Origin of the sequence: Synechococcus sp. CS-205 (assembly GCF_025128255.1) — a bacterium.
GTDB lineage: Bacteria > Cyanobacteriota > Cyanobacteriia > PCC-6307 > Cyanobiaceae > Regnicoccus_A.
Window position 1 is genome coordinate 14,457 of the sequence record NZ_JAHLZB010000022.1, and the last position, 23,793, is coordinate 38,249.

The 23,793-nt window shown below is 68.9% G+C and carries 26 protein-coding genes; 11 read left to right on the top strand and 15 right to left on the bottom strand.

Annotated elements, in window-relative coordinates; translation table 11 throughout:
- Window positions 1-8: 8 nt before the first annotated feature.
- Together KQ297_RS04490 and KQ297_RS04495 are read right to left on the bottom strand one after the other, a co-directional pair.
- Window positions 9-605, bottom strand: coding sequence for an HdeD family acid-resistance protein (locus tag KQ297_RS04490; protein ID WP_259738362.1), 597 nt, complete (start codon window positions 603-605; stop codon window positions 9-11).
- 100 nt (window positions 606-705) lie between these two features.
- The gene (locus KQ297_RS04495) at window positions 706-1,356 is read right to left on the bottom strand and encodes a riboflavin synthase (protein ID WP_259738363.1); all 651 of its coding nucleotides are present in this window, start codon (window positions 1,354-1,356) and stop codon (window positions 706-708) included.
- Window positions 1,357-1,411: 55 nt separating this feature from the next.
- Between KQ297_RS04495 and KQ297_RS04500 the strand changes: the two genes are divergently transcribed.
- Together KQ297_RS04500 and KQ297_RS04505 are read left to right on the top strand one after the other, a co-directional pair.
- A complete protein-coding gene (locus KQ297_RS04500; RefSeq protein WP_259738364.1) occupies window positions 1,412-2,020 on the top strand; it encodes a bifunctional nuclease family protein in 609 nt (202 codons plus the stop codon).
- Between the two features lie 7 nt (window positions 2,021-2,027).
- Entirely contained in the window at window positions 2,028-3,164 is a 1,137-nt protein-coding gene (locus tag KQ297_RS04505; RefSeq protein ID WP_259738365.1) for an aldo/keto reductase, read from the top strand.
- Here KQ297_RS04505 and KQ297_RS04510 read toward each other — a convergent pair.
- Genes KQ297_RS04510 through topA form a run of 5 tightly spaced genes read right to left on the bottom strand, consistent with a single transcriptional unit; the run spans window position 3,161 to window position 9,364 of the window.
- Window positions 3,161-4,228: a hypothetical protein gene (locus tag KQ297_RS04510; protein WP_259738366.1), complete on the bottom strand. Its 1,068-nt coding sequence runs from the start codon at window positions 4,226-4,228 to the stop codon at window positions 3,161-3,163. The two genes, KQ297_RS04505 and KQ297_RS04510, sit on opposite strands and share 4 nt — an antisense overlap.
- 20 nt (window positions 4,229-4,248) lie before the next feature.
- Window positions 4,249-5,391: a nicotinate-nucleotide--dimethylbenzimidazole phosphoribosyltransferase gene (locus KQ297_RS04515; RefSeq protein WP_259738367.1), complete on the bottom strand. Its 1,143-nt coding sequence runs from the start codon at window positions 5,389-5,391 to the stop codon at window positions 4,249-4,251.
- Window positions 5,392-5,397: 6 nt separating this feature from the next.
- Window positions 5,398-6,057: a DUF2232 domain-containing protein gene (locus tag KQ297_RS04520; protein ID WP_259738368.1), complete on the bottom strand. Its 660-nt coding sequence runs from the start codon at window positions 6,055-6,057 to the stop codon at window positions 5,398-5,400.
- Window positions 6,058-6,068: 11 nt separating this feature from the next.
- Window positions 6,069-6,620, bottom strand: a complete 552-nt coding sequence (locus tag KQ297_RS04525) for a hypothetical protein (protein WP_259738369.1) — start codon at window positions 6,618-6,620, stop codon at window positions 6,069-6,071.
- On the bottom strand, window positions 6,620-9,364 hold the full coding sequence (topA, locus tag KQ297_RS04530; protein WP_259738370.1) for a type I DNA topoisomerase: 2,745 nt from the start codon (window positions 9,362-9,364) through the stop codon (window positions 6,620-6,622). Before topA ends, KQ297_RS04525 begins: the two co-directional genes overlap by 1 nt.
- 111 nt (window positions 9,365-9,475) lie before the next feature.
- Between topA and KQ297_RS04535 the strand changes: the two genes are divergently transcribed.
- Both KQ297_RS04535 and KQ297_RS04540 read left to right on the top strand, forming a co-directional pair.
- Entirely contained in the window at window positions 9,476-11,041 is a 1,566-nt protein-coding gene (locus KQ297_RS04535) for an NAD(P)H-quinone oxidoreductase subunit N (protein WP_259738371.1), read from the top strand.
- Complete coding sequence (locus KQ297_RS04540; protein WP_259738372.1) at window positions 11,038-11,763, top strand: ABC transporter ATP-binding protein; 726 nt, start codon at window positions 11,038-11,040, stop codon at window positions 11,761-11,763. The genes KQ297_RS04535 and KQ297_RS04540 overlap by 4 nt, the downstream gene beginning before the upstream one ends.
- 15 nt (window positions 11,764-11,778) lie before the next feature.
- Here the strand turns inward: KQ297_RS04540 and KQ297_RS04545 are convergent, their stop codons facing one another.
- The 5 genes from KQ297_RS04545 to KQ297_RS04565 form a co-directional block, all read right to left on the bottom strand.
- Window positions 11,779-12,861 (bottom strand): M23 family metallopeptidase, encoded by a 1,083-nt coding sequence (locus KQ297_RS04545; protein WP_399251226.1) that lies wholly within the window; start codon window positions 12,859-12,861, stop codon window positions 11,779-11,781.
- A gap of 131 nt (window positions 12,862-12,992) precedes the next feature.
- The gene (locus KQ297_RS04550; protein WP_259738374.1) at window positions 12,993-13,754 is read right to left on the bottom strand and encodes a biotin--[acetyl-CoA-carboxylase] ligase; all 762 of its coding nucleotides are present in this window, start codon (window positions 13,752-13,754) and stop codon (window positions 12,993-12,995) included.
- A 21-nt stretch (window positions 13,755-13,775) separates the two neighbouring features.
- Window positions 13,776-14,990, bottom strand: coding sequence for an aminotransferase class I/II-fold pyridoxal phosphate-dependent enzyme (locus KQ297_RS04555; protein ID WP_259738375.1), 1,215 nt, complete (start codon window positions 14,988-14,990; stop codon window positions 13,776-13,778).
- Window positions 14,977-15,297: a co-chaperone YbbN gene (locus KQ297_RS04560; RefSeq protein WP_259738376.1), complete on the bottom strand. Its 321-nt coding sequence runs from the start codon at window positions 15,295-15,297 to the stop codon at window positions 14,977-14,979. Before KQ297_RS04560 ends, KQ297_RS04555 begins: the two co-directional genes overlap by 14 nt.
- A 71-nt stretch (window positions 15,298-15,368) precedes the next feature.
- Entirely contained in the window at window positions 15,369-16,145 is a 777-nt protein-coding gene (locus KQ297_RS04565; RefSeq protein WP_259738377.1) for a PspA/IM30 family protein, read from the bottom strand.
- Between the two features lie 90 nt (window positions 16,146-16,235).
- Between KQ297_RS04565 and KQ297_RS04570 the strand changes: the two genes are divergently transcribed.
- The gene (locus tag KQ297_RS04570) at window positions 16,236-16,769 is read left to right on the top strand and encodes a DUF721 domain-containing protein (protein WP_259738378.1); all 534 of its coding nucleotides are present in this window, start codon (window positions 16,236-16,238) and stop codon (window positions 16,767-16,769) included.
- Here the strand turns inward: KQ297_RS04570 and KQ297_RS04575 are convergent.
- From KQ297_RS04575 to KQ297_RS04585, 3 genes are all read right to left on the bottom strand, one after another.
- Window positions 16,763-18,550, bottom strand: a complete 1,788-nt coding sequence (locus tag KQ297_RS04575) for an ArnT family glycosyltransferase (RefSeq protein ID WP_399251228.1) — start codon at window positions 18,548-18,550, stop codon at window positions 16,763-16,765. The two genes, KQ297_RS04570 and KQ297_RS04575, sit on opposite strands and share 7 nt — an antisense overlap.
- A 79-nt stretch (window positions 18,551-18,629) precedes the next feature.
- Window positions 18,630-19,721 carry a glycosyltransferase family 4 protein gene (locus KQ297_RS04580; RefSeq protein WP_259738380.1) on the bottom strand — a complete coding sequence of 364 codons (1,092 nt, stop codon included), beginning with the start codon at window positions 19,719-19,721 and terminating at the stop codon, window positions 18,630-18,632.
- Window positions 19,718-20,680 carry a DMT family transporter gene (locus KQ297_RS04585; RefSeq protein ID WP_259738381.1) on the bottom strand — a complete coding sequence of 321 codons (963 nt, stop codon included), beginning with the start codon at window positions 20,678-20,680 and terminating at the stop codon, window positions 19,718-19,720. The genes KQ297_RS04580 and KQ297_RS04585 overlap by 4 nt, the downstream gene beginning before the upstream one ends.
- 53 nt (window positions 20,681-20,733) lie before the next feature.
- Here KQ297_RS04585 and sppA point away from each other — a divergent pair, with 53 nt between their 5' ends.
- The 6 genes from sppA to KQ297_RS04615 all read left to right on the top strand — a co-directional run bounded on the left by sppA (window position 20,734) and on the right by KQ297_RS04615 (window position 23,689).
- Window positions 20,734-21,546: a signal peptide peptidase SppA gene (sppA, locus tag KQ297_RS04590; RefSeq protein ID WP_185465955.1), complete on the top strand. Its 813-nt coding sequence runs from the start codon at window positions 20,734-20,736 to the stop codon at window positions 21,544-21,546.
- Window positions 21,543-21,923 (top strand): chorismate mutase, encoded by a 381-nt coding sequence (gene aroH / locus KQ297_RS04595; protein WP_259738469.1) that lies wholly within the window; start codon window positions 21,543-21,545, stop codon window positions 21,921-21,923. Before sppA ends, aroH begins: the two co-directional genes overlap by 4 nt.
- A 104-nt stretch (window positions 21,924-22,027) precedes the next feature.
- Complete coding sequence (locus KQ297_RS04600) at window positions 22,028-22,660, top strand: DUF2808 domain-containing protein (RefSeq protein WP_259738382.1); 633 nt, start codon at window positions 22,028-22,030, stop codon at window positions 22,658-22,660.
- Between the two features lie 52 nt (window positions 22,661-22,712).
- Window positions 22,713-22,850, top strand: coding sequence for a 50S ribosomal protein L34 (gene rpmH, locus KQ297_RS04605; RefSeq protein WP_006170261.1), 138 nt, complete (start codon window positions 22,713-22,715; stop codon window positions 22,848-22,850).
- 24 nt (window positions 22,851-22,874) lie between these two features.
- Window positions 22,875-23,264 carry a ribonuclease P protein component gene (gene rnpA, locus KQ297_RS04610; RefSeq protein ID WP_259738383.1) on the top strand — a complete coding sequence of 130 codons (390 nt, stop codon included), beginning with the start codon at window positions 22,875-22,877 and terminating at the stop codon, window positions 23,262-23,264.
- Complete coding sequence (locus KQ297_RS04615) at window positions 23,261-23,689, top strand: PH domain-containing protein (protein ID WP_259738384.1); 429 nt, start codon at window positions 23,261-23,263, stop codon at window positions 23,687-23,689. Before rnpA ends, KQ297_RS04615 begins: the two co-directional genes overlap by 4 nt.
- Window positions 23,690-23,793: the final 104 nt, after the last annotated feature.

Sequence of the window (23,793 nt, forward strand, 5' to 3'; positions counted from 1 at the left end):
CCCGGGACTCAGTTCTCCTCGGCGTGGAAGCCGGCACCGAAGGCCAGCAGGTCGACCCCGCTGAACAGGAAACTCACCCCCACAAGAATCCCCAGCACAGAGAGCTGACCACCCAGTTTCATCGACAGGATCAGGGCTCCCAGCACCAGCGTGACCAGGCCGTTGAGCAGGCCCCAGACCCAGCCCGGCGCACCCCGGTGGCTGATCGCCACCAGCATCGCCACCAGCCCTTCCACCAGAAAAACAACCCCCACGGCGAGCGAGAGGGCTGCCACCTGGTCGGCCGCCTGCAGCGGCCCACCCCGGAACTGGGCGATCATCCAGCCGCCGGTCACCAGAAACAGTGTCGAGACCACCAGGCGCCAGAAGGTGTGGCGGCGGCTGAGCTGACGGGAGCGGATCAGGTTGTCGATCCAGCCCACCAGCCCCCCCACGAGGAACGCGAGGGCCACCACCGCGGTGATCCAGAAGGAGGCCACCACAGGGAACACCAGCGCGAGCACCCCCAGCACCAGCATCAACACCCCCTCGGCGATGGTGAAGGTGCGCAGGGCGGCCACCTGCTGACGCTCAAGCGGACGCAGGGGCGGGAACGGTGAGGTCATGGCGGCCCTGTCAGCGGAGACAACAGTCAGGCTAGGGCGCGTCTTCAGGCTGACCAGTTCCGGAAATCGCCAGAGCCGAGCCCGTTCCTGGCTCGACCCCTCAGCCCCAGCCATGCTCGGCCATCCAGGCCTGATCCAGCGGCTGCTCAGAAGCCCGGGGGGGCGCGTCCTGGCGCAGCAACCGCTCGGTGTATTTCGCCAGCAGATCAGCTTCCAGGTTGACCCGGTCGCCCACCCGTCGCTCGAGCAAGGTGGTGCTCTGCCAGGTGTGGGGGATCACGGCGATCCAGAAGTGCTCCCCGGCCGCGCTGCTGCCCGCCACCGTGAGGCTGATGCCGTCGACCGCCACGCTGGCCTTGTCGCACACATAGCGGCCATAGGCGGCGTCCTGCCAGGCCAGCTCCAGCCGCCAGGATCCGGCTTCCCGCGTCACCGCCAGCACCTCACCGAGCCCATCCACATGGCCGCTGACCAGGTGGCCCCCCAGGCGGTCCGAGAGCCGCAGGGCCGGCTCCAGATTCACGGCCGCACCGGCCTCCGCCTTGGCGGCCAGGGTGCTGCGTCGCAACGTCTCCTCGCTGACATCGGCGCGAAAGGCATCCGTCATCAGCCCACTGACCGTGAGACAGACCCCATCCACCGCCACGCTGTCGCCGAGGGCCAGGGGATCCAGGCCGCTCAGCCCGCTGATCGTCACGCCATGGGCATGGCGCCGCAGGCGACCCACCGCCTGAACCAGACCGGTAAACATGGGGGAGGGCGGCGTTGCTGGCCATAATCGGACAAAGGGCCAGCGCTGCAGGACCATGGTGGAGATGCGCGTCGCCGGGATCGCCCTGGATGCGGCCAACCGCAGCCCGATCGTGCTGCTGAGGGATCCCTCCGGCCGCCGACAGGTGCCGATCTGGATCGACCAGGCCCAGGCCCAGAACATCCTGGCGGGCCTGGGGGGAACAACACCCCCGCGGCCACTCAGCCACGACCTGATGGCCGGGCTGATGGCCGTGGGCGGCGTCAGCCTGGAGCGGGTGATCATTCACACGATCGAGGACGCCACGTTCCGGGCCGTGCTCAAGCTGAGTGATTCCGAGGGCGAGACCAGTGAGCTCGACTGCCGCCCCAGCGATGCGATCGCCCTGGCCCTGCGCACCGGCAGCGGGATCTGGATGCTGGAGGAGGTGGTGGCCGACGCCTCGATCCCGGTGGATTCCGAGGCCGATGCCGAGGAGAAGGCCGATTTCCGGCGCTTCATCGACCAGGTGAGCCCCGCCGAGCTGATCCGCAACCTGAGCCGTGCCCAGCGCCAGGACAATCCTGAGGGCGGTGAAGACGACTCCGGCCCCGGTCCGGCCGATTCCGGTCCCGCCACGGGGCCGATGGATGAACCGCCGGCCCCGTCCTCCAGCAACTCCTGAAAGCGGCGTGAGATCATCCCGGCGCCCATTCGGCACCGGCCCGGCCGTCTCCCTGTTCACCCTCGGCACGATGCGGGCCCTCGGCAGCCCCGACCAGATGATGGAGGTGCTGGAAGCCGCGATCGACGCCGGCATCAACCACCTCGAGACAGCCCCGTCCTACGGGCCGGCCGAGGCCTACCTGGGCCAGGCCCTGAGCCGGATCAGCGGGAGTCGCCGAGGGGCACGCGCCGATCTGGTGCTCACCAGCAAGATCCTGCCTGGTGGATCCCTGCAGAGCGGCCAGGAGCAGCTGCGCGCCAGCCTGGGGCGACTGGGGGTATCCCGCCTCGACAACCTGGCCGTGCATGGTCTCAACCGTCATGAGCACCTGGAGTGGGCCCTTCGCGGCGAAGGTGCCCGCCTGCTGGAGTGGGCCCTGGCAACGGGGCTGGTGGGTCAGCTGGGCTTCAGCAGCCACGGTTCAAGGCCCCTGATCGCGCAGGCCCTGGCCAGCGGGCGGTTCAGCTTCTGCAGCCTGCATCTGCATCTGTTCGATCCGGAGCGGCTGCCGCTGGCGCATCAGGCTCTCGCCGGGGGCCTGGGCGTTCTGGCCATCTCCCCAGCCGACAAGGGCGGGCGCCTCTACGACCCATCCCCCGAGCTGATCGCCGACTGCGCGCCCCTGGAGCCCCTGCGCCTGGCCTACCGCTTCCTGCTGGCCCAGGGCATCAGCAGCCTGACCCTCGGGGCCGAGCGCAGGAAAGATCTGGAGCTGGCCAAGGAGCTCAGGGCCAGCGACAGCCCCCTGGATGCGCAGGAACTGAGTGCCCTCAGCCACCTGGAGGCCAACGGCCGAGCTCGCCTCGGCGCTGAGCGCTGCGGCCAATGCCGGGCCTGCCTGCCCTGCCCGAGCGGGGTGCCGATCCCGGAGCTGCTGCGCCTGCGCAATCTGGCCCTGGGCCACGGCATGGAGGTCTTTGCCGCCGAGCGCTACAACCTGATCGGCCGGGCCGGGCACTGGTGGGAAGCCCTTGATGCCAGCGCCTGCCGCGGCTGCGGTGCCTGCCTGCCCCGCTGTCCCCACGGGTTGGAGATCCCTGCCCTGCTGGACGACACCCACCGGCGCCTGGCGGCCGCGCCCCGCCGCCGGCTCTGGGGTTAGGACCCGCTGCGGTCCCAGAGTGACTGAAGCCAATCACGCTGCTCTGGCTGGAGTGGCGGCAGGGAGGTGCAGCGTGCAAGAACCGCCGGCTCTGGATACAGCAGGGAGGCCACAGCGGACGGCCAGCGGGCCAGCGCAGCGGCCAGGAGCTCCCGGCGCAGCGGCGGCACCCAGCCCGCCGCCAGCAGACGATTGAGCAGGGGGGCTTCCCTGGCCTGCAGCAGCCAACGGAGCGGCGGCACCTCCCGGGTCCGGGCCGGACGCAACAGCAGGTTCCACCAGAGGGCAGAGCCGCTGGCAGGGAGCAGGGCCGTCAGGCGGGTGTCACTGCGCAACAGCGGCAGGACCCGCTGGCTGGGCAAAACGGCGGCCTCCACTGTGCCGGAGAGCAGGAGATTCAGGCCATCACGATCATCGAGGGCAGCCGCCTGAGCGCGCAGCCCCACGAGCTGATCGCCCAGGCGGGGATCCCTGAGGCTGGCGGGATCACCGGGGGGAAGCCCCAGCTGACGCAGGGCCAGATCGATCACCAGCCGTGGGGAAGCGGGCAGCACCAGCTGGCCGCGCAGGCTGGGGTCCATCAGCAGCATCCAGCCCTCTGCCGAGCGGGACACCAGATCGCGGCGGTTGCGCAACACCAGCATCCAGGTGCCGAAGGCCCAGGGGTAGGCCAGGGGCGGGGCCGGTTCAGGCCGAAACAGGCGGGTGAGCAGCTGGGCCTCGGGCGCCAGCCCCTCCCAGAGTTCAGAGGCGGCAGGGGTTCCAGGCGGAACGAACGACTGCCAGTCCATGGCCTCCGCTGACCCCAGCCAACCATCCCCCAGCTGCATCAGGGCCGCACCCCGCGCCGAGAGCACCGCCTCTGGGCCCTCCAAGGGCTGGGCCCGCCAGGGATCGGGCAGGCGCTTCGCCCAGGCGGAGGGGAACTCGCCGCGGCCATAGACCAGCTGCACGGTGGAGCCGCGGCCACAGGCCCCCAGTAGCCCCATCCCCCCCAGGGCGGAGAGCTGCAGCAGCCTGCGGCGGCTCAGGGAGAGGCTGAGCTGGTGGGGATCGGCCTGCATCGCTGGACCCTAGGAGGTGATCAGGTGCCGTCCTGCAGCCGCTCCATGGCGCGATCACAGGCGGTAGCCAGGGTGTCGCAGGAGCGGCCGGCCAACTCCCAGAGCAGGGCCAGACCACCGGCCCCCACGCCTTCCTTGACATAGCCCCGCTCGTAGTCCTGCAGGGCGGGGTTGCGGCAGTCGCCGAAGCGCAGGGAGCTGGCGAAGGCGATCGGGCTGATCCCCCAGCGCTCTCCAAGGCGCTCGAGCAACAGTGCGAGGTTGCTGCCGGGCTCCTGGGCCACCCAGGCGGTGGTGCCGAGAGCTGCCTGCTCCGCAAGGCAGGGGCGCTGGTGGGGCGGGGCCAGGGCCAGGGCCAGGGCCAGCACCGCCGCCATCTGGCTGCCACCGGCCAGCAGCACCGGCACCCGCCGGCCAGCGGTCCCCAGCAGCACCCCCGCCGCCAGGGCCTGCATGGGATCGCCCACGGCGGCCAGCACCGCCATGGGATCGACAACCCCCGCCAGCCCCAGTCCCGCCTGAGCCAGCCCACGGCCGGTGAGCTCGCTCTTGAGAGCATGGGCAGGCTGGCGCAGGCTGCCGCTCACCAGTCCCGCCACCTCCACCCCCAGGCCGGTGAGCACCGCCTGGGCTGTGCTGGTGCCTCCGGGCACGCATTCGGCGATCAGCACCGGGGCCGGCTCGCCCGTGGTGGTGTGATGCCGGGCCGCCCCCCAGCGCTCTCCCCAGCGCAGGCCGAGACGCACCAACCGCTCCACCCGTTGCCGCGGCATGGCGGCCCCGCTGCTGAGGCAACGGGCTGGGGCGCTTCCCAGGCGCAGATGGGGCACCGCGGGGGCCACGGGACAACCCAGGTCCGTCACCAGCGGCACCAGGGCCAGCTCCCGGCAGACCACATGGGAGATCAGGGCCGGGCTGACCCCGGCAGGGAGGGGCGGCAGAGCATGGGGTCGTGTCCCCCCAGGACCGAGCAGCAGCAGTTCAGCGTCGGCGGCCGCCGTACGCCGACGCACCTCAGGGGTGGCTCCGGCTGCGGAGATGCCCGGCACCGCGGCGGTGTCGGTGCCGGCGAGCAGCAGCAGAACCTGAGTGGCTGACCAGTCACGGGCCAGGCGCTCGCACCAGCGGCGGGCCTGACCTGGGTCACCGCAGAGGGTGATCAATGGAGATCAGAGGGGATCAAGCGCCACCAGGGAGCGCAACTGGGGGGGCGGCTCACTGATCGGAGCCTGCAGCCGCGGAAAGATCCAGTAAGCCACCGCATGCAGGGCCAGCACGTAGACCAGGTTCTGGACCAGCACAAGGCCCAGGGCCATCAGCTGGACCTGGAGCAGGTCAGGCCCGACCCCCAGGTTGAGCAGGGAACTGAGGCGCTCGAGCACGCCGGCGGCAGCAGCGGTGATCAGCACCCAGAGGTTCTCCCCCACCAGCAAGGAGAGCACCGCCACCCGCACCAGAAAGCCACCACTGCCGATCAGCAGGCCCACGCCCCAGGTGAGCCACCAGCTGCGGCGCGCCGCCCATCCCCAGCCCAGCCACAGAGCCAGCAGTCCATAGGGGAACAGCACCAGGGGACCTCGGATCGGTCCCATCAACGCCACCAGCAGCAGAGAGGCCACCACCGCCCCCTCCCAACCGGGCCGCCAACCCTGCCGCACCTGCAGCAGGGCCAGGGGCAGAGGCAGGGCCAGGCGAAACAGAGCTCCCCCCACGGGCAGGTAATAGAGCCCCGCCCAGAGGAGGGCCGTGGCGGAGGCCAGGTAGGCGGTTTCCACCAGCTGGCGGGCCTGACGGCGGCTGAGGCTGGTGGGAGGAGACGACGGAGGCATCGCAGCGGGGCTCAGCGGGGGGCCGGGGCAGGGCTGGAAGCCGGAGCGGCGGGTGTACCGGAAGCAGCAGCGGCAGAGGGAGTGCTTCCGGATGGCGTGCGCTCAATCGTCTCCACTTCGAAACTCACTCCGGCGGCCCGCAGGGCTTCGGTGACCACCTCAGCCGGAGCGGAGGGATCAGCGGTGGGCAGTTTGATGGTGATCCGGTAGGAGGCAGAACCGGCAGGTGCCTTGGCGGGCTTGACGGGTTTGGCAGGGTTGGCGGCTGTGCTGGCCTCAGTCTTGGCTGGTGGGACAGAGGGCGAAGCGGAAGAGGAGGCGGAGGGAGAGGTCGCCACGGGCTTCGCTGCCGGAGTCCCGGAGGATGCTGCTTCTGGAGCAGCCGTGGACGGGGTGCCTGCAGCGGAAGCACCTGGGGTGGTGGTGGTGGTCGGCGTGGCCGGTGCACTGAAGCTGCCGGAGAGGCGCTCACCCAGGGGTGTGCCGCTGCAGGCGGCCAGGGAAACGGCCAGAGAGGTGGCCAAACCCGCCAGGCTCAGGCCACGGGGCAGGGGGCGGATCATCAGCCCTGGCCAGCCTGGATGATCCTGACCGCGCTGGCCCTGGGACGTCCGGTCTTGGTGGTGGAGGGGATCTTGGGCTTGCCGGCGCCCTCGACCTTGGGCTTGGCTTTGGGCTTGGCCTTTGCCTTGGCCTTGGTCGTGGTCGCGCTGGCCTTGGTGGTGCCTGTCTTGGCTGTCTTGCCCTTGCCCTTGCCGCTGGCGGCCTTGGCGGCCAGCAACTCCTGAGCCTGCTCCAGGGTGATGGCCTCCGCGCCGGTCCCTTCGGGAAGGGAGGCGTTGACCTTGCCCTGCTTCACATAAAGGCCGTAGGGACCATCGAACACCCCGATGGACTCGCTTTCCCCCTCCGGGATGCCCAGATCCCGAAGCGCCGTGCGCCCTCCCCGCCCACGCTTGGGCATGGCCAGCAGCTCAAGGGCCCGGGTGAGGCCCACCAGCAGCACGTCGTCCTCGGCCTTGAGTGAACGGTAATCCTTCTCACCCTTGCCCTTGTCGTGCACCACATAGGGGCCGAAGCGGCCAAGACCGGCCTGCACCTTGCCGCCATCGGGATGCTCACCCAGCAGCCTCGGCAGCCGCAGCAGCCCCAGAGCGTCCTCGAGGCTGAGCTCATCCGGCTTGACGCCTTTGGGCAGGGATGCCCGCTTCGGTTTGGGAGTCTCATCGCTCACCTGTCCCCGCTGCAGGTAAGGCCCGTACTGGCCGAACAGCAGATAGATGGCATCGCCGGTTTCGGGGTCGACGCCGATGGATTCAGGGCCTTCGCTCTTCTGGCGCAGGATCAGCTCGGCCTGTTCGCCGTCGAGCTCGGCGGGGGTGATCTCCTGGGGCAGGGTGGCCTTGATCAACTCCTCGTTGCCGTCGTCCCCCACCCGCTTGGCCTCCAGGTAGGCCCCGAAGCGACCAATCCGGACCACGCAGGGGAGGCCCTCCAGCTCGATCGTGCGCGAGGCAGTGGGGTCGATGTCGTCCTCCCGCTGCTGCACCTGGGTTTCCAGGCCCTTCTCCCCCTTGTAGAACTGGGTGAGGTAGGGAAGCCACTGCAGCTTGCCGGTGGAGATCTCATCCAGGCTCGACTCCATCCGAGCGGTGAAGCTCGTGTCCACCAGGTCGGGGAAATGGCCCTCCAGCAGGGCAGTCACGGCGAAGGCCGTGAAGCTGGGGGTGAGGGCGTTGCCGGCGAGGGTGGCGTAACCCCTGTCGACGATCGTGCCGATGATGCTGGCGTAGGTGGACGGGCGGCCGATCCCTTCCTTCTCCAGCATCTTCACCAGGGCGGCCTCGCTATAGCGCGCGGGTGGCTGGGTCTGGTGGCCGAGGGCTTCCACTCCGGCGCAGCTGGGCCGGTCATCGACCGCCAGAGAGGGCAGGAGCACCTCCTGTCCTTCGAGGGCGGCATCGGGATCATCGCTGCCCTCGACATAGGCCCGGAAGAACCCGGGGAAATCGATTCGCTTGCCGCTGGCACGGAAGGTGGCCTGCGCCACCTGCAGCTCCACGCTCAGCATCGTCAGCCGTGCATCGGCCATCTGCGAGGCCACGGTGCGCTTCCAGATCAGCTCGTAGAGAGCCAGATCCTTGCCATCAAGGCCGGTGTCCTTCGGGGTGCGAAAGGCCTCGCCTGAGGGGCGAATCGCTTCGTGGGCTTCCTGGGCGTTGCGCGATTTGGTGCTGAATTGCCGCGGTGCGGGGCTGAGATAGTCGGGTCCGTATTTCTCCTTGACGCAGGAGCGGGCGGCGTTGATGGCCTGATCGGAGAGATGCACCGAGTCGGTGCGCATGTAGGTGATGAAGCCGCGCTCGTAGAGGCCCTGCGCGGTGCGCATGGTGTCGCGGGCTGACAGGCGCAGCTTGCGATTGGCCTCCTGCTGCAGGGTGCTGGTGGTGAAGGGCGGAACCGGCCGGCGGGTGGTGGGCTTGGCCTCCACCTCGGCCACCCGCCAGGGTTGGCTGAGCACCGTTTCGCGCAGGCTGCGAGCTTCGGATTCCTCCAGCAGGCGCACCTTGCTTCCGGCCTTGAGCGCCCCGGTGGTCTCGTCAAAATCAGAGCCGCCCGCGATCTTCTCGCCACCGACATGGGTGAGCCTGGCCTCAAAGCCACTGCTGTCGTGCTCCAGACGGGCCTTGAGATCCCAGTAGGAGCCACTGCGGAAGGCCCGGCGGGCCCGCTCCCGCTGCACCAGCAGCCGCACCGCCACCGATTGAACCCGGCCGGCGGAAAGTCCCCAGGCCACCTTCTTCCAGAGCAGGGGCGAAAGGGTGTACCCCACCAGCCGATCCAGGATGCGGCGGGTTTCCTGGGCATGGACCAGCTCCATGTCCAGATCACGGGTCTGATCGAGGGCTCGGCCGATGGCGTCCTTGGTGATCTCGTGGAACACCATCCGCTTGACGGGCACCTTGGGGTTGAGCAGCTGCTGCAGGTGCCAGCTGATGCTCTCCCCCTCCCGGTCCTCATCGGTGGCCAGCAGCAGCTGATCGGCACCCTTGAGGGCCTCCTTCAGCTCCTTGACCACCTTTTTCTTGTCTTTGGGAACCACATAAAGCGGTTCAAACTGCTCGGCGGTGTTGACGCCGAGATTGGCCCACTTCTCCCCTTTGTGGGCGGCCGGAATCTCGCTGGCGTTGTTGGGCAGGTCACGCACATGGCCCATCGACGCCTCGACACGGAAATCCTTCGGCAGGTAGCCGCGGATGGTGCGGGCCTTTGTGGGGCTCTCGACGATGACCAGCGTGTGCGCCACAGGCAGGCGTAAAACCGGTTCCCTCTTTATCGCATCGAGGGGCCAGGCTGCCAAACATGTCCTGCCAACGCGGCTACAGTCCGCAGCATCACGCCCTGCCGTAGACCAGTGATGACGGTGTTTTGCGCCCTTGCCGGTGGAGGAGCGCCGGCGATCACGGCCCTGCAGCTCAACGCCGGCGCCATCGCCCCTGAAAGCGCCGTGCTGGTGGCTCTACTGGCCTGCCTGCTGGTGGATCTGGCCGGGGAGGAGGCGGCCAGCCGCTGGGTGCCACCGATCTGTTACGGCGGCCTGGGCACCGCCCTGGTACTGCTGGCTCTGCAGTGGGACGCCCCTCTGGAGCCCTCCTTCCTCGGCTCCTTCCTGGCCGATAACCTGGCCATCGCCTTCCGCGGCGTCGTGGCCGCCTCCACCCTGCTCTCGCTGCTGATCAGCTGGCGCTATGTGGAGCGCAGCGGTACGCCCGTGGGCGAATACGCCGCCATCCTGCTGGCGGCAACCCTCGGAGCGATGTTCCTCTGTGGTGCCACCGATCTGGTGAGCATCTTCATCTCCCTGGAAACCCTCTCCGTCTCCAGCTACCTGCTTTCCGGCTACATGAAGCGGGATGCCCGCTCCGGTGAGGCGGCGCTCAAATACCTGCTGGTGGGTTCGGCGGCGGCGGCGGTGTTCCTCTACGGCGCCTCCCTCCTCTACGGCCTCACCGGCGGTGAAACCAGCCTCGAGGCAGTGGGTGTGGCCCTGCAGACCAGCGCCACCCCCGTCACGGCCCTGGCCCTGGTGTTCGTGCTGGCCACGGTGGCCTTCAAGATCGCGGCGGTGCCTTTCCACCAGTGGACGCCGGATGTCTACGAGGGCTCCCCGACGCCGGTGGTGGCTTTCCTCTCGGTGGGTTCCAAGGCGGCGGGTTTCGCCCTGGCCCTGCGCCTGCTGGTGGGTTGTTTCGAGAGTTTCGATGCCCAGTGGAAAGTGCTCTTCACCGTGCTGGCGGTGCTGAGCATGACCCTGGGCAACGTGGTGGCCCTGGCCCAGACCTCAATGAAGCGGATGCTGGCCTACAGCTCCATCGGCCAGGCGGGCTTCGTGATGATCGGTCTGGTCTGCGGCACCGAGGACGGCTACGCGGCGATGGTGCTCTACATGGCCGCCTACCTGTTCATGAACCTGGGCGCCTTCGCCTGCATCATTCTCTTCTCGCTGCGCACAGGAAGCGACCGGATCTCCGACTACGCCGGTCTGTACCAGAAAGATCCCCTGATCACCCTTGGCCTCAGCCTCTGCCTGCTCTCCCTGGGTGGTATCCCCCCCATGCTGGGATTCTTCGGCAAGATCTACCTCTTCTTCGCCGGCTGGGCCGATCAGCAATACCTGCTGGTGGTTGTCGGTCTGATCACCTCGGTGGTCTCCATCTATTACTACATCTCAGTGATCAAGATGATGGTGGTCAAAGAACCTCAGGAGGCCTCCGACGTGGTCAAGGCCTACCCCGAGATCAGCTGGAGCCTGACGGGAATGCAACCCCTGCGGGCCGCCCTCGTGGGTTGCGTGCTGGTCACCGCCATCGGAGGCATTCTCTCGAATCCGCTGTTCACCTGGGCCAATTCCGCCGTGGCCGGCACGCCGATGCTTCAGCACGCCATCGCAGCCAGTGAGTCCGCCGTGGCCGCCCTGGGATGAGCAGCCTGAGCCTGCTCCAGGAGACGTCCAACCGTCCGCCAGAGGCCTACCCAGGTCCGGTGGCCCGTCTCGATCACATCAGCAAGATCTACGGCGCCGGTGACACGGAGGTGCGCGCCCTCGACGACCTCTGCCTCACCGTGCAGCCGGGTGACTACCTGGCGGTGATGGGCACCTCGGGCTCCGGCAAGAGCACGGCGATGAACATTCTCGGCTGCCTGGATCGTCCCACCTCCGGCAGCTACCTGCTCCGAGGAATCCCCGTCGAACACCTCGATGACGATGCCCTGGCGGACCTGCGCAACCGCAGCCTCGGCTTCGTGTTCCAGCAGTTCCACCTGCTGCCGCACCTGAGCGCCCTCGACAATGTGATCCTGCCGATGGTCTACGCGGGGGTACCAGCGAAGGAACGCCGGGAGCGGGCCGCCGCCGCCCTGGGGCGGGTCGGCCTGGCCCAGCGCCTGCGCAACAAACCCAACGAACTCTCAGGAGGCCAGCAACAACGGGTGGCTGTGGCCAGGGCGATCATCAACCAGCCAGCACTGCTGCTGGCCGATGAGCCCACCGGAGCCCTCGATTCCCATACCACCCAGGAGGTGCTGGAGATCTTCGACGACCTCCATCGTCAGGGGATGACGGTGGTGCTGGTGACCCACGAAGACGACGTGGCCGCACGGGCCGAGAGGGTCGTTCACTTCCGCGACGGCCACATCGCCGACTGAGGCAGCCCACAGGATTCAGCCGGCAGCCGGGACCGCGGGCCGCTCCAGGCTCTGCAACAGCTGGCCCATCAGCAGGGCAATGGCATCAGGGCCACCCAGCGCCGTTCCGCCGGGATCGAGCATGCCGGGATCGATCGCCACCCAGCCGCCGCTATCGGGCAGGCGCAGCTCGAAATGGAGGTGCGGGCCAGTGCTCAGACCCGTGCTGCCCACGCGTCCGACCACGGTCCCCTGCTTCACCAATTCACCCTCTTTGACATAGAGCTCCGAAAGATGGCCGTAGAGGGTGCGACGCAGGGGATTCGTGTGCTCGATCTCCACCGCCAGCCCATAGCCCCCCGCCACGCCGCTGCTCACCACCCGCCCGGAAAGCGCTGCCACCACGGGGGTGCCCTCCGGAGCGGCCAGGTCCTTGCCGGCATGCATCAGCCAACTGCCCAGAACAGGATGGAGCCGCCAACCGAAGCTGCTGGTGGTGACGGCAGAGCCGATCAGGGGAAAAAGCAGGCGGCGGTTGCCATTGCCGGCCAGGGGCGCCGGCCTGGGGGTCACTCTGAAGACATCACTGAGACGGAAGCTGCCGCCGGCGCCGGAGAGCAGGGCCGACACGGGCACGGTGATCGGAGGAAGGGGCAGGCCATTGCTGCCGAGGCGGCCCATACCCGCCATCAGTGCTCCGGAGGGCTGGCCGTTGACGAGACGCTCCGCAGCCAGAGGATTGCGGCCGCGCCAGCGCACGGACACACCGGTGCGGCACTCCTGCTCAGAGAGGGCTCCACTGCTGCAGGCCTGCCGGTGGGCAGGCAGTTCGCCGGGTTGCAGGGCCCCTGCGGATTCAACCCGGTTGCGCTCCGCGGGGGTGACGACCCCCTGACGCACCAGATCATCGAGGGACTGGTCGAAGCGACGGGGACGGGCCTGGGGCACCTGATCGAAGCTTGGCTTCAGTGGCGCGGGGGTGTCATTCGCCAGGCGGGGTGACGCCAGGGCGCGCGGAGGCGGCGACTGGGGTGGTGCGGCCGGCACAGGCGGTTCAGCAGGGACCCCCAGCTCGGACGGGGGCTGCAGCTGGGCCAGGCCCAGGGGCGTTGATGCCATCACCAGGGAGCCCAGCAACAGGCGGGTGTGCCAGGAGTAGCGACGCAAACCGAGAACCGTGCGAAACAGAAGGAGCTTAGAAAAGTCTGGCGGTGGGCAGCCACGGAACTGTCTCGCGCTCCAGCGGCCGATCAGAAGCTGCGCCAGAGCAGGGTCCGCTCTCCCGGTCGGCTCAGCAGCAGACCGCCGTCCACGCTCAAGCCCTCCACCTGCCAGCGCGCCTGGCGGTGCACCACCCCGTCGGGGGGCACCAGCAAACGGTGCTCCGCCAGGGCCCGCACCAATTCGGGACTGGGGCTCCGGAACACGGCCCACTCCAGCGCGGCCAGCACCCGGGCCGTCAGGGCAGGCACTCCGCTGGCCAGGGTGCGCCGCCCCAGGGCCTCGCGCAGGCTGATGGCCCCGACCGGCACCCGGTTGCGGCCATTGAGACCGATACCCACCCTGGCCAGGCGAATCGTGGTTCCGCGCAGGCTGAGTCGCGGCAGCAGGCCCGCCAGCTTGCGACCGTCCACCAGCAGATCGTTGGGCCACTTGAGCTGAACGCTCACTCCGAGCGCTTCGAGCTGCAGGGCCAGACCCACCGCCACCGCCAGTCCCAGCGCAGCAGCGGTGGCGGACTCCGGCGGCCAGGGCAGGGCCGCGCTGATCCAGACGCCACCCGGCGGAGAGACCCAGGGCCTGCCCCTCTGGCCATGACCGAAGCGCTGGCGACCGGCCAGCACCGCCAGCGGTGGCCGCTCGCCCACTGCCAACCGCTGCTCGAGCTGTTGTTCGGTGCTGCCGCAACAGGGCAGCCAGATCAACCGCCAGGGCAGCGCCGGTGGCCGTGAGGTCTGGGGAGATTCCGGGGAGCTCAGCTGCAGCCGGGCCGCCTGAATCCTGCCGATCATGACCCCTTCAAAGTTGAGTGCTCAGTCAGCATCGAGGGAGCGCAGCCAGGTGCCGATCCTGCCGGCGCCCGCCTCCAGCTGCTCCACCGGGTGCACCAGCGCCAACCGCATCCAGCCCTCCCCGCTGGGGCCGAAGCCGTTGCCGGGGGTCAGAGCCACGCCGGTGCCCTCGAGCAGGGCTGCGCAGAACGACTCTGAATCCAGCCCCCGGGCCCGGGCTGGCTCAGGCAGGCTCAGCCAGAGGTAGAGCGCCATCGAGGGCCGCTGCACCGGCCACCCCTGGGCCTCGAGGGCCGCGGCCATCCGGTCGCGGCGGAGCCGGTACACCTCCCGCAGCTGCGCCGGCCACTGGGGGGCCTGCTCCAGGGAAGCGATCGCCCCGGCCTGCAGCGCCAGCGACTGGTTGAAATCCACCACCCCCTTGAGCTGACGCAGGGCGGTGATCAGGGGCTCGGCGCCGATGGCGAAAGCCAGGCGAAAGCCACCGAGGCACCAGCTCTTCGAGAAGGAGAAGAACTCGATGCCGCAGCTGCGCCAGTGGGGATTGCGCAGCAACGCAGGGGCCTCACCTTCGAGGGCAAGGTCCACGTAGGGGTTGTCGTGCGCCAGGACGAAGCCATGGCGCTGGGCCCGCTCGACGGCCTGATCCAACCACCCCTGCTCCCCCACCGTGGCGGTGGGGTTGTGGGGAAAGCCCAGCACCATCAGTCGCAGCTGATCCCAGGTGGCCAGGGGGATCGTCTCGAAGCGGGGCCGCCAGCCCTGATCGGCGTGCAGGGGCAGCAACGTGGTCTGGGCCGAGGCCAGGTGAAGCCCACCCCGGTGCGAGGGGTAGTAGGGATCCAGCAGCAGTGCCGACTCGCCGGGGTTGAGGACCGCCAGGGGCAGGTGGGCCGTGCCCTCCTGGGAGCCCACCAGCAGCAGCACCTCACGTTTGGGATCAACGGCCACGCCGAAGCGACGCTGCGCCCAGGCCGCCACCGCCTCGCGGAACGGCAGGGTGGCGCCATGGAGGCAGTACGAGGCACTGCTGGGTCGGCTCAGGGCCGCAACCATGGCCTCGAGCGCCACGGGCGGTGGAGCCAGATCGGTGGAGCCGAGAGAAAGATCGAGCAGCGGCGCCAGCCCCCGGGCCAGTTCCGGGTTCAGCAGACCCTGGGCGTAGGCGATCTTGCGGCGGTCGTTGCGAGCGAAGACCCCCTGCCCCAGCCGGGTGACCCGCTCAGAGATGGGCATCCAGGAAGGCCTTGAGCTGGGGTTTGGCCATGGCGCCTTCATGGCGAGCCAGTTCCTTGCCGTCCCGGAAGAGGATCAGGGTGGGAAGACCCTGGATCTTCTGGCTGTCGCGGACGACGGGATTGGGATCGGCCTCGAGCTTGCCCACCGCCAGTCGGCCGCTGTACTCGGCAGCGGCCCAGTCCATCAGGGGAGCCATCAGACGGCAGGGGCCGCACCAGGAGGCCCACACGTCCACAAGAACGGTGCCGGAGGCAGAAAGCACGTCGGCCTCGAAGTTGGCATCAGTGAAAACGGCAACGGCCACGGACCCGGATCAGCTGCAGGGATTGTATGGAGGTGAGCAGCGAGCACCGGGGGAGAATCCGCTCCCAGGGCTCAGAGCTTGTCGATCGAGCGCTTGAGCTCCTCGAGTTCCGCGTCCACCTGGGCCGCCTGGACAGGCTCCAGCTTGGGCGTTTCCGCGTTTACGGGAAGCAGCGGTTCGGAGGCGGCTCCCCCCTCGAGGCGGTTGCGCAGCGCGGCGAGTTCATCATCCACATCGCTGCCTCCCTCAAGAGCAGCGAACTGGCTCTCGAGATCGGCGCCAGCCAGTTCCGCTGCAGCCTGACTGCGGGCCTCGAGAGCCTGCACCTTCTCCTCCATCTGCTCGAAGGCCGCCATCGAGGAGTTGGTGCCGAGGTTGCCGACGGCGCTCTGGAGCTGCTCCTGGGCCTGGGCCGCCTGGGCGCGGGCCTTGAGCATGTCTTTTTTGGTCTTGGCTTCGGCGATCTTGCCCTCGAGCGCCGTGAGGCTGCGCTTGAGGGTGTCGACCTGGCCAACCTGACTGCTGAGCTGGTTGTTGAGAGCGGTGGCCGTCTCCTGGTAGGTCTTGCGGCGGCTGAGGGCCTCGCGGGCGAGATCTTCCTCACCTTTCTTCAGGGCCAGCTCGGCCCGCTCATACCAGGTCCGGCTCTGGGATTCGGCCTGCTCGGCCTGGTTCTGGATCCGCTTCTGGCTGGCGATGGCGGTGGCCACGGCCTGGCGGAGCTTCACCAGGTCGGACTGCATGTCCGCCACGGACTGATCGAGAATCTTGGCGGGATCCTCGGCCTTGCTGACCAGATCGTTGAGATTGGCCCGCAGCAGGCGGCTGAGCCGGTCGAAGAAGCCCATGGGTCGAGGCGGGAGCAATTCGGAGGGTAGCCGCTGTGGACCGTGAGACCACGGACGGTTGCCCGCACCCTTGCTGCCTAACCTCGGTTGATGGGCAGGGCTCCACGGGATCAGGTGCGCCTGATCGGCAACGTTCAGGTACTGAGGCCAGCGCCGCCGGCGCCGATCGTCCCCGTGGCGTCGTGCCTGGAGGAGTTACAGCATGAGTGGCGGCGGGCGGGCAGCCTGGCGGCCCTCTGGCAGGCCTGGCCTCGGATTGCCGGAAACCAGCTTGCCCCCCACTGCCGCCCTCTCAGCCTCCATGGCGGCGTGCTCACCGTGGGCGCCCAGCACCCCCAGTGGTTACAGGCCCTGCGATACAACCGCCACCAACTGCTCGGAGCCCTGAGGGGATCCGGGTTTCCGGTCCGTGATCTGCGCTTCCGCCAGCATCAGGCCAGCACAACCGGTCTGCCGGGCAGTGAAGACACCGCCAGGGTCTGGGCCAGCCATCCCAGTCGCGTGGACGTGCATGGGCTGGGGGTCTGTCCGGCCTGCCACAGCCCCGCCCCAGCTGGCGAACTGGCCCGCTGGGGACACTGCGGCCTCTGTCGCCGCAACCCCGGTGACGCTGGAATTCAGTAGCGCTCAGGCACCGGACGCTGCCAGATCGGCGCCAGTCCCCGGGCCCGCAGCTCAGCCGCCCGCCGCTCCAGCCTGGTCCGATCGAGCCGCCAGAGCCGGTAGAGCCCGGAGCGGCCCAGCTCGATGGGGGCCAGGCCCTGCCAATGGGCCCGCCGGGCCGTGCCCTCGTCGATCACCACGAGCACCGTGGGCTGATCCTGTGCAGAGCTGGGGCTGAATCCCTGGCGGTGTTCCCGCTTCAGTCGATCGGCCAGGTTCACCAGGGCCGTTGGGGAAATGCCCTCGTAGAGCACCACCTGGCGCGTGTAGTAATGCAGGGAGGGCTTGAGGATGCCCACCATCGCCAGGGGTTCGGAGCCCCGGCGCTGGAGCCGCACCTGCTCGGCCACCGTCCGGACAGGCAGGCCCCGAACCCCGTCACCGAGGCTCCACATCGGCAGGACCGCCACCAGCTGGAACAGCACGATGGCCAGCTGAGCGGGGACCAGCCCCCAGGGCCGGGGCTTCCAGCAGAGCCAGAAGCCGGCCAGGGTGGCCAGGCCGAAACAGAGCGCCGCCCGCAGCACCAGGCCGCTGGCCAGCAACTCCGCCGGCAGGGTCGGCATCTCCGGATCGTTGATCAGAGGAATCCATCGGGGAGAGAGCGCCAGCACCAAGGTGAGCAGCCCCATCAGTGCCACCGAGGCCCCCAGCGCCCAGCGGCTGGCCCGCCCCCCCTCGGCGGCGGCCAGGGCGATCAACAGACCTGCAGCCGGCGTAGCGGGCAACCAGTAACTGGGCAGTTTCGTGGCGGCCAGCGTGAAAAAGATCAGCACCGCCAGCAGCCAGCAGGCGGCATAGCTGGCCAGGGAGCCCGCCCCAGGGAGCCGGGAGGCCCCTGGCGCGTCGGGCTCGCTCCAGGATCGGCGCCACCGACCCGGGGTCCTCAGCAATCCCAGCAGCAACAGGGGGGTGAACGGAAGGCTGGCCACCAGCAGCACCGGCACGAAGTACCACCAGGGCTGCAGGTGCTGGTTCACCACCGAAGTGAAGCGCTGCAGGTTGTGGTAGCCGAAGAAACTGTTCCAGAACGCCTCCCCCTCCACCGCCAGCGCCGCCACGTACCAGGGCAGAGCCACCAGGGCGGTGAGCGCAAGCCCCGGGAGCGGCCGCAGGCGCCGCCAGAGCGCCCCGAGGCGACGCTGGCTCAGGCCGAACAGCAGCAGGGTCAGACCCGCCAGAGCCAGGGCCACCGGTCCCTTGGCCAGGACCCCCAGACCGAGCACGATCCAACCCGCCCAGACCGGGCGGCGGGGTTCCGCCCAGCACTGCCAGAACAGCAGCAGGGCCACAGCCAGGCAGCCTGTGAGCAGGGCATCGCTCACCGCGATCCGTCCCCAGAGCAGGATCAGAGGTGAGAGGGCAAAGGCCAGGGCCGCCCCCAGGGCGGTGCAGGCCGAGCGCAGCCCGTTGCCGGACTGGGGCCAGCGCAGCAGGGTGTGCCCAAGGCTGAGCATCACTGCGATCATCGCCAGGGCCGACGGCAGACGGGCGGCCCAGGTCCCCAGCGGATTCCACTGATCCTGGAGCGGAATCCCATAGCCCAGCCCCATCAGCCAGTAGATCAGCGGCGGCTTGTCGTAGCGGGGAAGCCCGTTGACATGGGGGATCAGCCACTGACCGCTTTCGGCCATGGCCCGGGCGGAGGCGGCGAAGAGCGGAGGCGTTTCATCCACCAGCCCTGTGGCGCCGAGCTGCCAGAGGAACAGGGCGATGCCCAGCACCAGGATCAGACCCAGCACGAACCAGTGGCCAGGAGCAGGTCGGCCCCCATCCGGGGAACGGGAAGGGGACACGGATGGCGCGTGAGTGGCTGCGAACTTAGGCCGGGCGCAGACCTCCCTGGACCCAGTCCTCGATCCGGCGGGCGAAGGCCTCCCGGGAGGCGTGGCGCTCCACCCAGCGGCGGCAGGCGGAGCGGTCCAGCCCGGCGGCGCCCCGGGCCGCCAATGTCAGCGCGGCCACGTCGTCGGGGGGGACCAGCAGCCCGGTGACCCCCGGCACGATCAGCTCGCCGGGGCCACCCCGGGCGTAGGCGACCACCGGCACACCGCAGGCCATGGCCTCGACCACCACATTGCCGTAGGCCTCGTTCCACTTGGGCGTGTTCAGCAACAGCCGACAGCCGCCGAGCTCCCGCTGCAGCTCGGCCGTGGGCAGGAAGCCACGCCAATCGAGCGTTCCAGGGGGTACCGAGGCCTCAACGGCGGCGGCATAGGCCGGGTCCTCACGCACTCCCCAGACCAGCAACCGTTCTCCCAGGTTGGCGGCCACCGCAGCCGCATCCTCCAGCCCCTTCTCCGGCGCAATCCGGCCCGCCCAGCCCAGCAGGGGCTGGGGATCGGAGCGCTCGCGGAAGCTGTAGGCCTCCAGGTCGAAGCCATTGCCCACCACCAGCGGCGGGGTGGGCAGATCGAAATCGCAGGCCTGGGCCCTGGTGTGGAAAGCCAGCCGACGTTGATCCTCTCGGGCGACCGCCTCGATCACCTCATCCATCACCGTGGCGACCGACCCCATGCTCACCAGGTGAAAGAGCGGGGTACCCAGCAGGGGGGTGAGCCAGAACGGCAGCCAGTCGTAGGCCAGGTTCAGCACCGCATCGAACTCCCCCTGATGGGCCTGGACCTGGCGCCAGAAGGCGGGCAACAGCCCGGCAGCCGGAATCTGGACGGGGGCATCACGCCGCTGGTGCTGCCAGCTGGGTTGATCGACTCCCGCAACTGTCCAGAGCCGGGCAGCCCGGCAGGCGCTGGAGAGCCGCGATCCTTCGGCCGCGAGCACCGTGAGCTGGTGTCCACGGCCGATCAGGCCGGCCACCAGGCTCTCGAGGGTGCGCTCGACGCCGCCACCGCCGCCTGAGCCGAGCGCCCCCACTGGTGTGCTCACCACCAGCAGGCGCCAGGGGGCCGTCATGGCTGCAACCCCGGATCGGGCACGACCCGGCGCCAGAACCGCTGGCGCTGGTTGATCAGCAGCACCGAGCCCAGCGCCAGCACCGAGCCGAACCACTGCAGTGGCCGCAGGCGCTCATCCAGCAGAAGCAGGCCGCAGAGCAGAGCGAACACGGGCGTGAGGAAGGTGAGTGCCGTGAACCCGGTCAGATCGCCGCGGCTGGCGAACCAGAAGAACAGTCCGTAGGCCAGGGCACTCCCCAGCAGACTGGCGTAGGCCATCAACCCCCACTGGAGGGCACTCCAGGTGGGCCAGAAGGGAGTCGCGGCGGCATCGAGGCTTGTGATCCCAAGGGAACCCAGAAGCAGGGGCACCCCGCCGATCAGCATGTGCCAGCCGGTGACGGCCACCGGATCGCTGCCGCGGCTGGCGTAGCGGCAGAGCACGGTGCCGAAGGCCATGGCCACCGCCGCCCCCAGCATCCAGGTTTCGCCATGGCTCCAGGGATGCAGCCCAAGAGCCTCCGGTCCATCCAGCCACCAGTGGCGCAGCAGTGGCGCCGGCAGCCCCAGACAGGCGATGCCGGCCAGGCCCAGCAGCAGGCCCGACCAGCCCACCGGATTGATGGCTTCGCCGAAGAGGCTGCGGGCCAGCAGGGCCACCAGCAGGGGCTGGGAATCAATCAGGACCGAGCCCAGCCCGGCCCCGGTGCTCTCCAGACCACGGGCCAGAAGGCCCTGGAACAGGGTGCCGTCCACCAGGGCGAAGGCCAGCAACCAGGGTCGGTCGGAGACGGCCACCCCCAGGGAACGCTTCTGCAGTCGCGCCACAGCCAGAACCGCCAGGCCAGCGGGCAGCAACCTCATCCAGGCGATCGTGAGCGGACCGGCGCTCTCGAGCAGGGGCTTCATCGCCGCCATCGCCGTGCCCCAGAGGGCAAAGGGCAACAGCATCAACAGCCAGCGCAGCGGGGGTGTCATCGAAGCGGCCGACGGTGACCTTTTTAAGATCCAGCCATTCCGATCTGCATCGCATGCCCTGGCCCTGGCGCCGCAAGTCCCGCAAGAGCATGGCGAGGATCGTGATCGAGGGGGCGATCGCTGGCCCGACCCGGGAGCGGGTGGTCAAGGCCCTCCGGCAAGTGGAGGAGAGGGAATTCCCGGCTTTGCTGCTGCGTATCGACAGCCCCGGCGGCACCGTCGGCGACAGCCAGGAGATCCATGCGGCCATCGGCCGCCTGCGCAGCAAAGGGTGCCGCGTGGTGGCCAGCTTCGGCAACATCTCCGCGTCCGGAGGGGTGTACGTGGGGGTGGCCGCGGAGAAGATCGTGGCCAACCCGGGCACGATCACCGGCTCGATCGGCGTGATCCTGCGCGGCAACAACATCTCGAAGCTGCTGGAGCGCATCGGCATCAGCTTCGAGACCGTCAAGAGCGGCCTCTACAAGGACATCCTCTCGCCGGACCGGGCCCTCACGGCCGATGAGCGGCTGCTGCTGCAGGGGTTGATCGACTCCAGCTACGGGCAGTTCGTCGCAGCGGTGGCCAGTGGCCGTGGGCTGAGCGAAAGCGAGGTGCGTGGCTTCGCCGACGGGCGGGTGTTCAGCGGCGCCCAGGCCATGGAGCTGGGTCTGATCGACGAACTCGGTGATGAGGAACATGCCCGCCGACTGGTGGCGCAGCTCGCCGGCCTGGATGAGGAGAAAACTCAGCCCGTGCTGTTCGGCAAGCCCCAGAGACGTCTGGCGGGCCTGATTCCTGGCCGCAACCTGCTGGGGGGGCTGCAGCAGGCCCTCAGCCTGGAGCTGGCCTGGTGCGGCCAACCGCTCTGGCTCTGGCGGCCATGACGGAGGCCCTGGAGTTACGGGCGCTGCGGGGCGCCACCACCGCAATTGCCAACACCACCGCAGCCATCGAGGAGGCGGTGAGCGAACTGCTGGCCAGTCTGATCGCCGGCAATGGCCTGAGCGGGAGCCAGATGCTGTCCGTGACCTTTTCGGTGACCGCCGATCTCGATGCCGGCTTTCCAGCCGCGGTCGCCCGCCGGCAGCCGGGCTGGGACGGGGTCGCCCTGCTCGACTGTCAGCAGATGGCCGTGGCCGGCGATCTGCCCCGCTGCATCCGACTGCTGGCCCACGCCTGGATGGAGCCCGGACGTCCCCCGCTGCACCCCTACCTGAGGGAGGCGGCGCGGCTGCGGCCAGACAGATCCGGTCACAACTGACAGCTGCGCCGCTGCACCCCCGAGGGACATGCCCCGATGGCGCGGGCCGACAATCCAGAGAACACCGGGCCCGCTTCGCGCTTCCCGCCCCTTGCCTTTCCTTCATGACCCGACAGAACCTGCAACAACGGCTGCGCCGACTGAGGAGCACCTGGCCGAGCCGCGCCGGCCTGCTGATGGCTGCCGCGGGCATGGGTCTGGGAGCGGCGCTGGCCGGCGCGGGAGCCTGGATCGCTCCCACCTCTGTCCTGGCTCAGGGCACCCCCAGTCTGCTGGAGTTCCGCTGGGACAACAACAAGGACTATCGCCGGCTCTACTACTTCGTCACCGACACCTCCCGCCTGAAGCGGTCGGAGTATTACCTGATCCTGAGGCCAAAGGATCGCAAGACGGCCATGCTCAAACTCACCGTTTCCGTCCCCGATAACTTCGACTCAAAAATCGACCCCGATAAAGTCAAGCTCTGTGTGATGCAGGAAGGTGGGATGCTCTCGCGCACCCGTTGCAAGGAAACGATTCCTGCCGTCATCGAAGTGAATGGCAACGGCAAATCGATCGAGATCTTCCCCGAACGTCCGGTCCCAGTTGATGGCACCATCGGCGTCTACATGTCGCTGTTCAATCCCTTCAACATCGGCATGTACCAGTTCAACGCCCTCGCCCAGGCCCCTGGTGATGTGCCCTTCGGTGGCTACCTGGGCAGCTGGCTGATCCAGATCGACCCGGGGATCGACTGACCCTGGCTGTTAAGTTGATTGATCGACAACAGGCCAGCCGCCGAGACGCACCATGACCAAGCGCACCCTGGAAGGAACAAGCCGTAAGCGCAAGCGGGTGTCGGGTTTCCGCGTCCGGATGCGGTCCCACACCGGCCGCCGCGTGATCCGCACCCGCCGCCGCCGCGGTCGGGCTCGCCTGGCCGTCTGAGGCTGAAGCGACGGGGATCGCCCCATGGCCCTGCCCAGGGAACAGCGCCTGCGGGGCGAGAAGGCTTTCGATCACCTCTACCGAAAAGGCCGCCGCGTTCACGGCACCTACCTGGTCCTGCGCTCCGTGGTCGGCGAGCCTTCCCTGCTGCGTCCTCCACTGGGGAAAGCTCCCCTGCAGGGTTGCCGCTGTGCCGTGGTGGTGAGCACCAAGGTGAGCAAACGGGCGGTGCGGCGCAACCGGCTGAGGCGCTTGATGCACGGCTGGCTGAGCCAGCGCTGCGCCCACTGGCCCTGCAGCCCCAAGGGCCTCTGGCTGCTGATCAGCCTCAAGCCCGGCTGCCTCGACGTCAGTCCCGAGGCCTTGCTGGGAGAATGTTCGGAGCTGTTCCACAAGGCAGGACTGAGTCCATGACCGTTGAGGTGACTGAGACCACGTTCTACGAAGGCGGCCCGGCCCGCGGAGATCTGCTCCTCAACCTGCTGTTCGGCCTCACCCTGATCGGCATCCCCTTCGCTGTCGGCGCCATCGTGCGGGCCCTGTGGCTGCGCTTCCGCATCACCAGTCGGCGGATCTCCGTCAGCGGTGGCTGGCTGGGACGGGATCGGACCCAGGTGGTCTACAGCCAGGTGCGTGAAGTGCGCTCGGTGCCACGGGGCTTCGGCGCCTGGGGCGACATGGTCCTGGTGCTCAACGACGGCTCCAAGCTTGAGATGCGCTCACTCCCTCGCTTCCGCGAAACCGAGGCCTACATCCTTGAGCGGATGGCCGTCAGGGGCGGTGGCAAAGCAGCCGCTGACAACAGGGGATTCGCTGACCCGCAGGCGGCCAGTGCCTGACCCCCGCCTCCAGATCGCCCGCCCAGCGCCTTCCGAGCGGATTCCACCGCATGTCGGACGCGCCAACCAGTTGCTCGGGCACACTGTGCCAACCCCTCACCCTT

What these genes read in the sequence shown, in the direction of transcription:
- KQ297_RS04490 (WP_259738362.1), bottom strand. Translation starts at nt 605, where the DNA reads ATGACCTCACCGTTCCCGCCCCTGCGTCCGCTTGAGCGTCAGCAGGTG.
- KQ297_RS04495 (WP_259738363.1), bottom strand. Translation starts at nt 1,356, where the DNA reads ATGTTTACCGGTCTGGTTCAGGCGGTGGGTCGCCTGCGGCGCCATGCC.
- KQ297_RS04500 (WP_259738364.1), top strand. Translation starts at nt 1,412, where the DNA reads ATGGTGGAGATGCGCGTCGCCGGGATCGCCCTGGATGCGGCCAACCGC.
- KQ297_RS04510 (WP_259738366.1), bottom strand. Translation starts at nt 4,228, where the DNA reads ATGCAGGCCGATCCCCACCAGCTCAGCCTCTCCCTGAGCCGCCGCAGG.
- KQ297_RS04520 (WP_259738368.1), bottom strand. Translation starts at nt 6,057, where the DNA reads ATGCCTCCGTCGTCTCCTCCCACCAGCCTCAGCCGCCGTCAGGCCCGC.
- KQ297_RS04525 (WP_259738369.1), bottom strand. Translation starts at nt 6,620, where the DNA reads ATGATCCGCCCCCTGCCCCGTGGCCTGAGCCTGGCGGGTTTGGCCACC.
- KQ297_RS04535 (WP_259738371.1), top strand. Translation starts at nt 9,476, where the DNA reads ATGACGGTGTTTTGCGCCCTTGCCGGTGGAGGAGCGCCGGCGATCACG.
- KQ297_RS04540 (WP_259738372.1), top strand. Translation starts at nt 11,038, where the DNA reads ATGAGCAGCCTGAGCCTGCTCCAGGAGACGTCCAACCGTCCGCCAGAG.
- KQ297_RS04545 (WP_399251226.1), bottom strand. Translation starts at nt 12,861, where the DNA reads ATGGCATCAACGCCCCTGGGCCTGGCCCAGCTGCAGCCCCCGTCCGAG.
- KQ297_RS04550 (WP_259738374.1), bottom strand. Translation starts at nt 13,754, where the DNA reads ATGATCGGCAGGATTCAGGCGGCCCGGCTGCAGCTGAGCTCCCCGGAA.
- KQ297_RS04555 (WP_259738375.1), bottom strand. Translation starts at nt 14,990, where the DNA reads ATGCCCATCTCTGAGCGGGTCACCCGGCTGGGGCAGGGGGTCTTCGCT.
- KQ297_RS04565 (WP_259738377.1), bottom strand. Translation starts at nt 16,145, where the DNA reads ATGGGCTTCTTCGACCGGCTCAGCCGCCTGCTGCGGGCCAATCTCAAC.
- KQ297_RS04570 (WP_259738378.1), top strand. Translation starts at nt 16,236, where the DNA reads ATGGGCAGGGCTCCACGGGATCAGGTGCGCCTGATCGGCAACGTTCAG.
- KQ297_RS04580 (WP_259738380.1), bottom strand. Translation starts at nt 19,721, where the DNA reads ATGACGGCCCCCTGGCGCCTGCTGGTGGTGAGCACACCAGTGGGGGCG.
- KQ297_RS04585 (WP_259738381.1), bottom strand. Translation starts at nt 20,680, where the DNA reads ATGACACCCCCGCTGCGCTGGCTGTTGATGCTGTTGCCCTTTGCCCTC.
- sppA (WP_185465955.1), top strand. Translation starts at nt 20,734, where the DNA reads ATGCCCTGGCCCTGGCGCCGCAAGTCCCGCAAGAGCATGGCGAGGATC.
- aroH (WP_259738469.1), top strand. Translation starts at nt 21,543, where the DNA reads ATGACGGAGGCCCTGGAGTTACGGGCGCTGCGGGGCGCCACCACCGCA.
- KQ297_RS04600 (WP_259738382.1), top strand. Translation starts at nt 22,028, where the DNA reads ATGACCCGACAGAACCTGCAACAACGGCTGCGCCGACTGAGGAGCACC.
- rpmH (WP_006170261.1), top strand. Translation starts at nt 22,713, where the DNA reads ATGACCAAGCGCACCCTGGAAGGAACAAGCCGTAAGCGCAAGCGGGTG.
- rnpA (WP_259738383.1), top strand. Translation starts at nt 22,875, where the DNA reads ATGGCCCTGCCCAGGGAACAGCGCCTGCGGGGCGAGAAGGCTTTCGAT.
- KQ297_RS04615 (WP_259738384.1), top strand. Translation starts at nt 23,261, where the DNA reads ATGACCGTTGAGGTGACTGAGACCACGTTCTACGAAGGCGGCCCGGCC.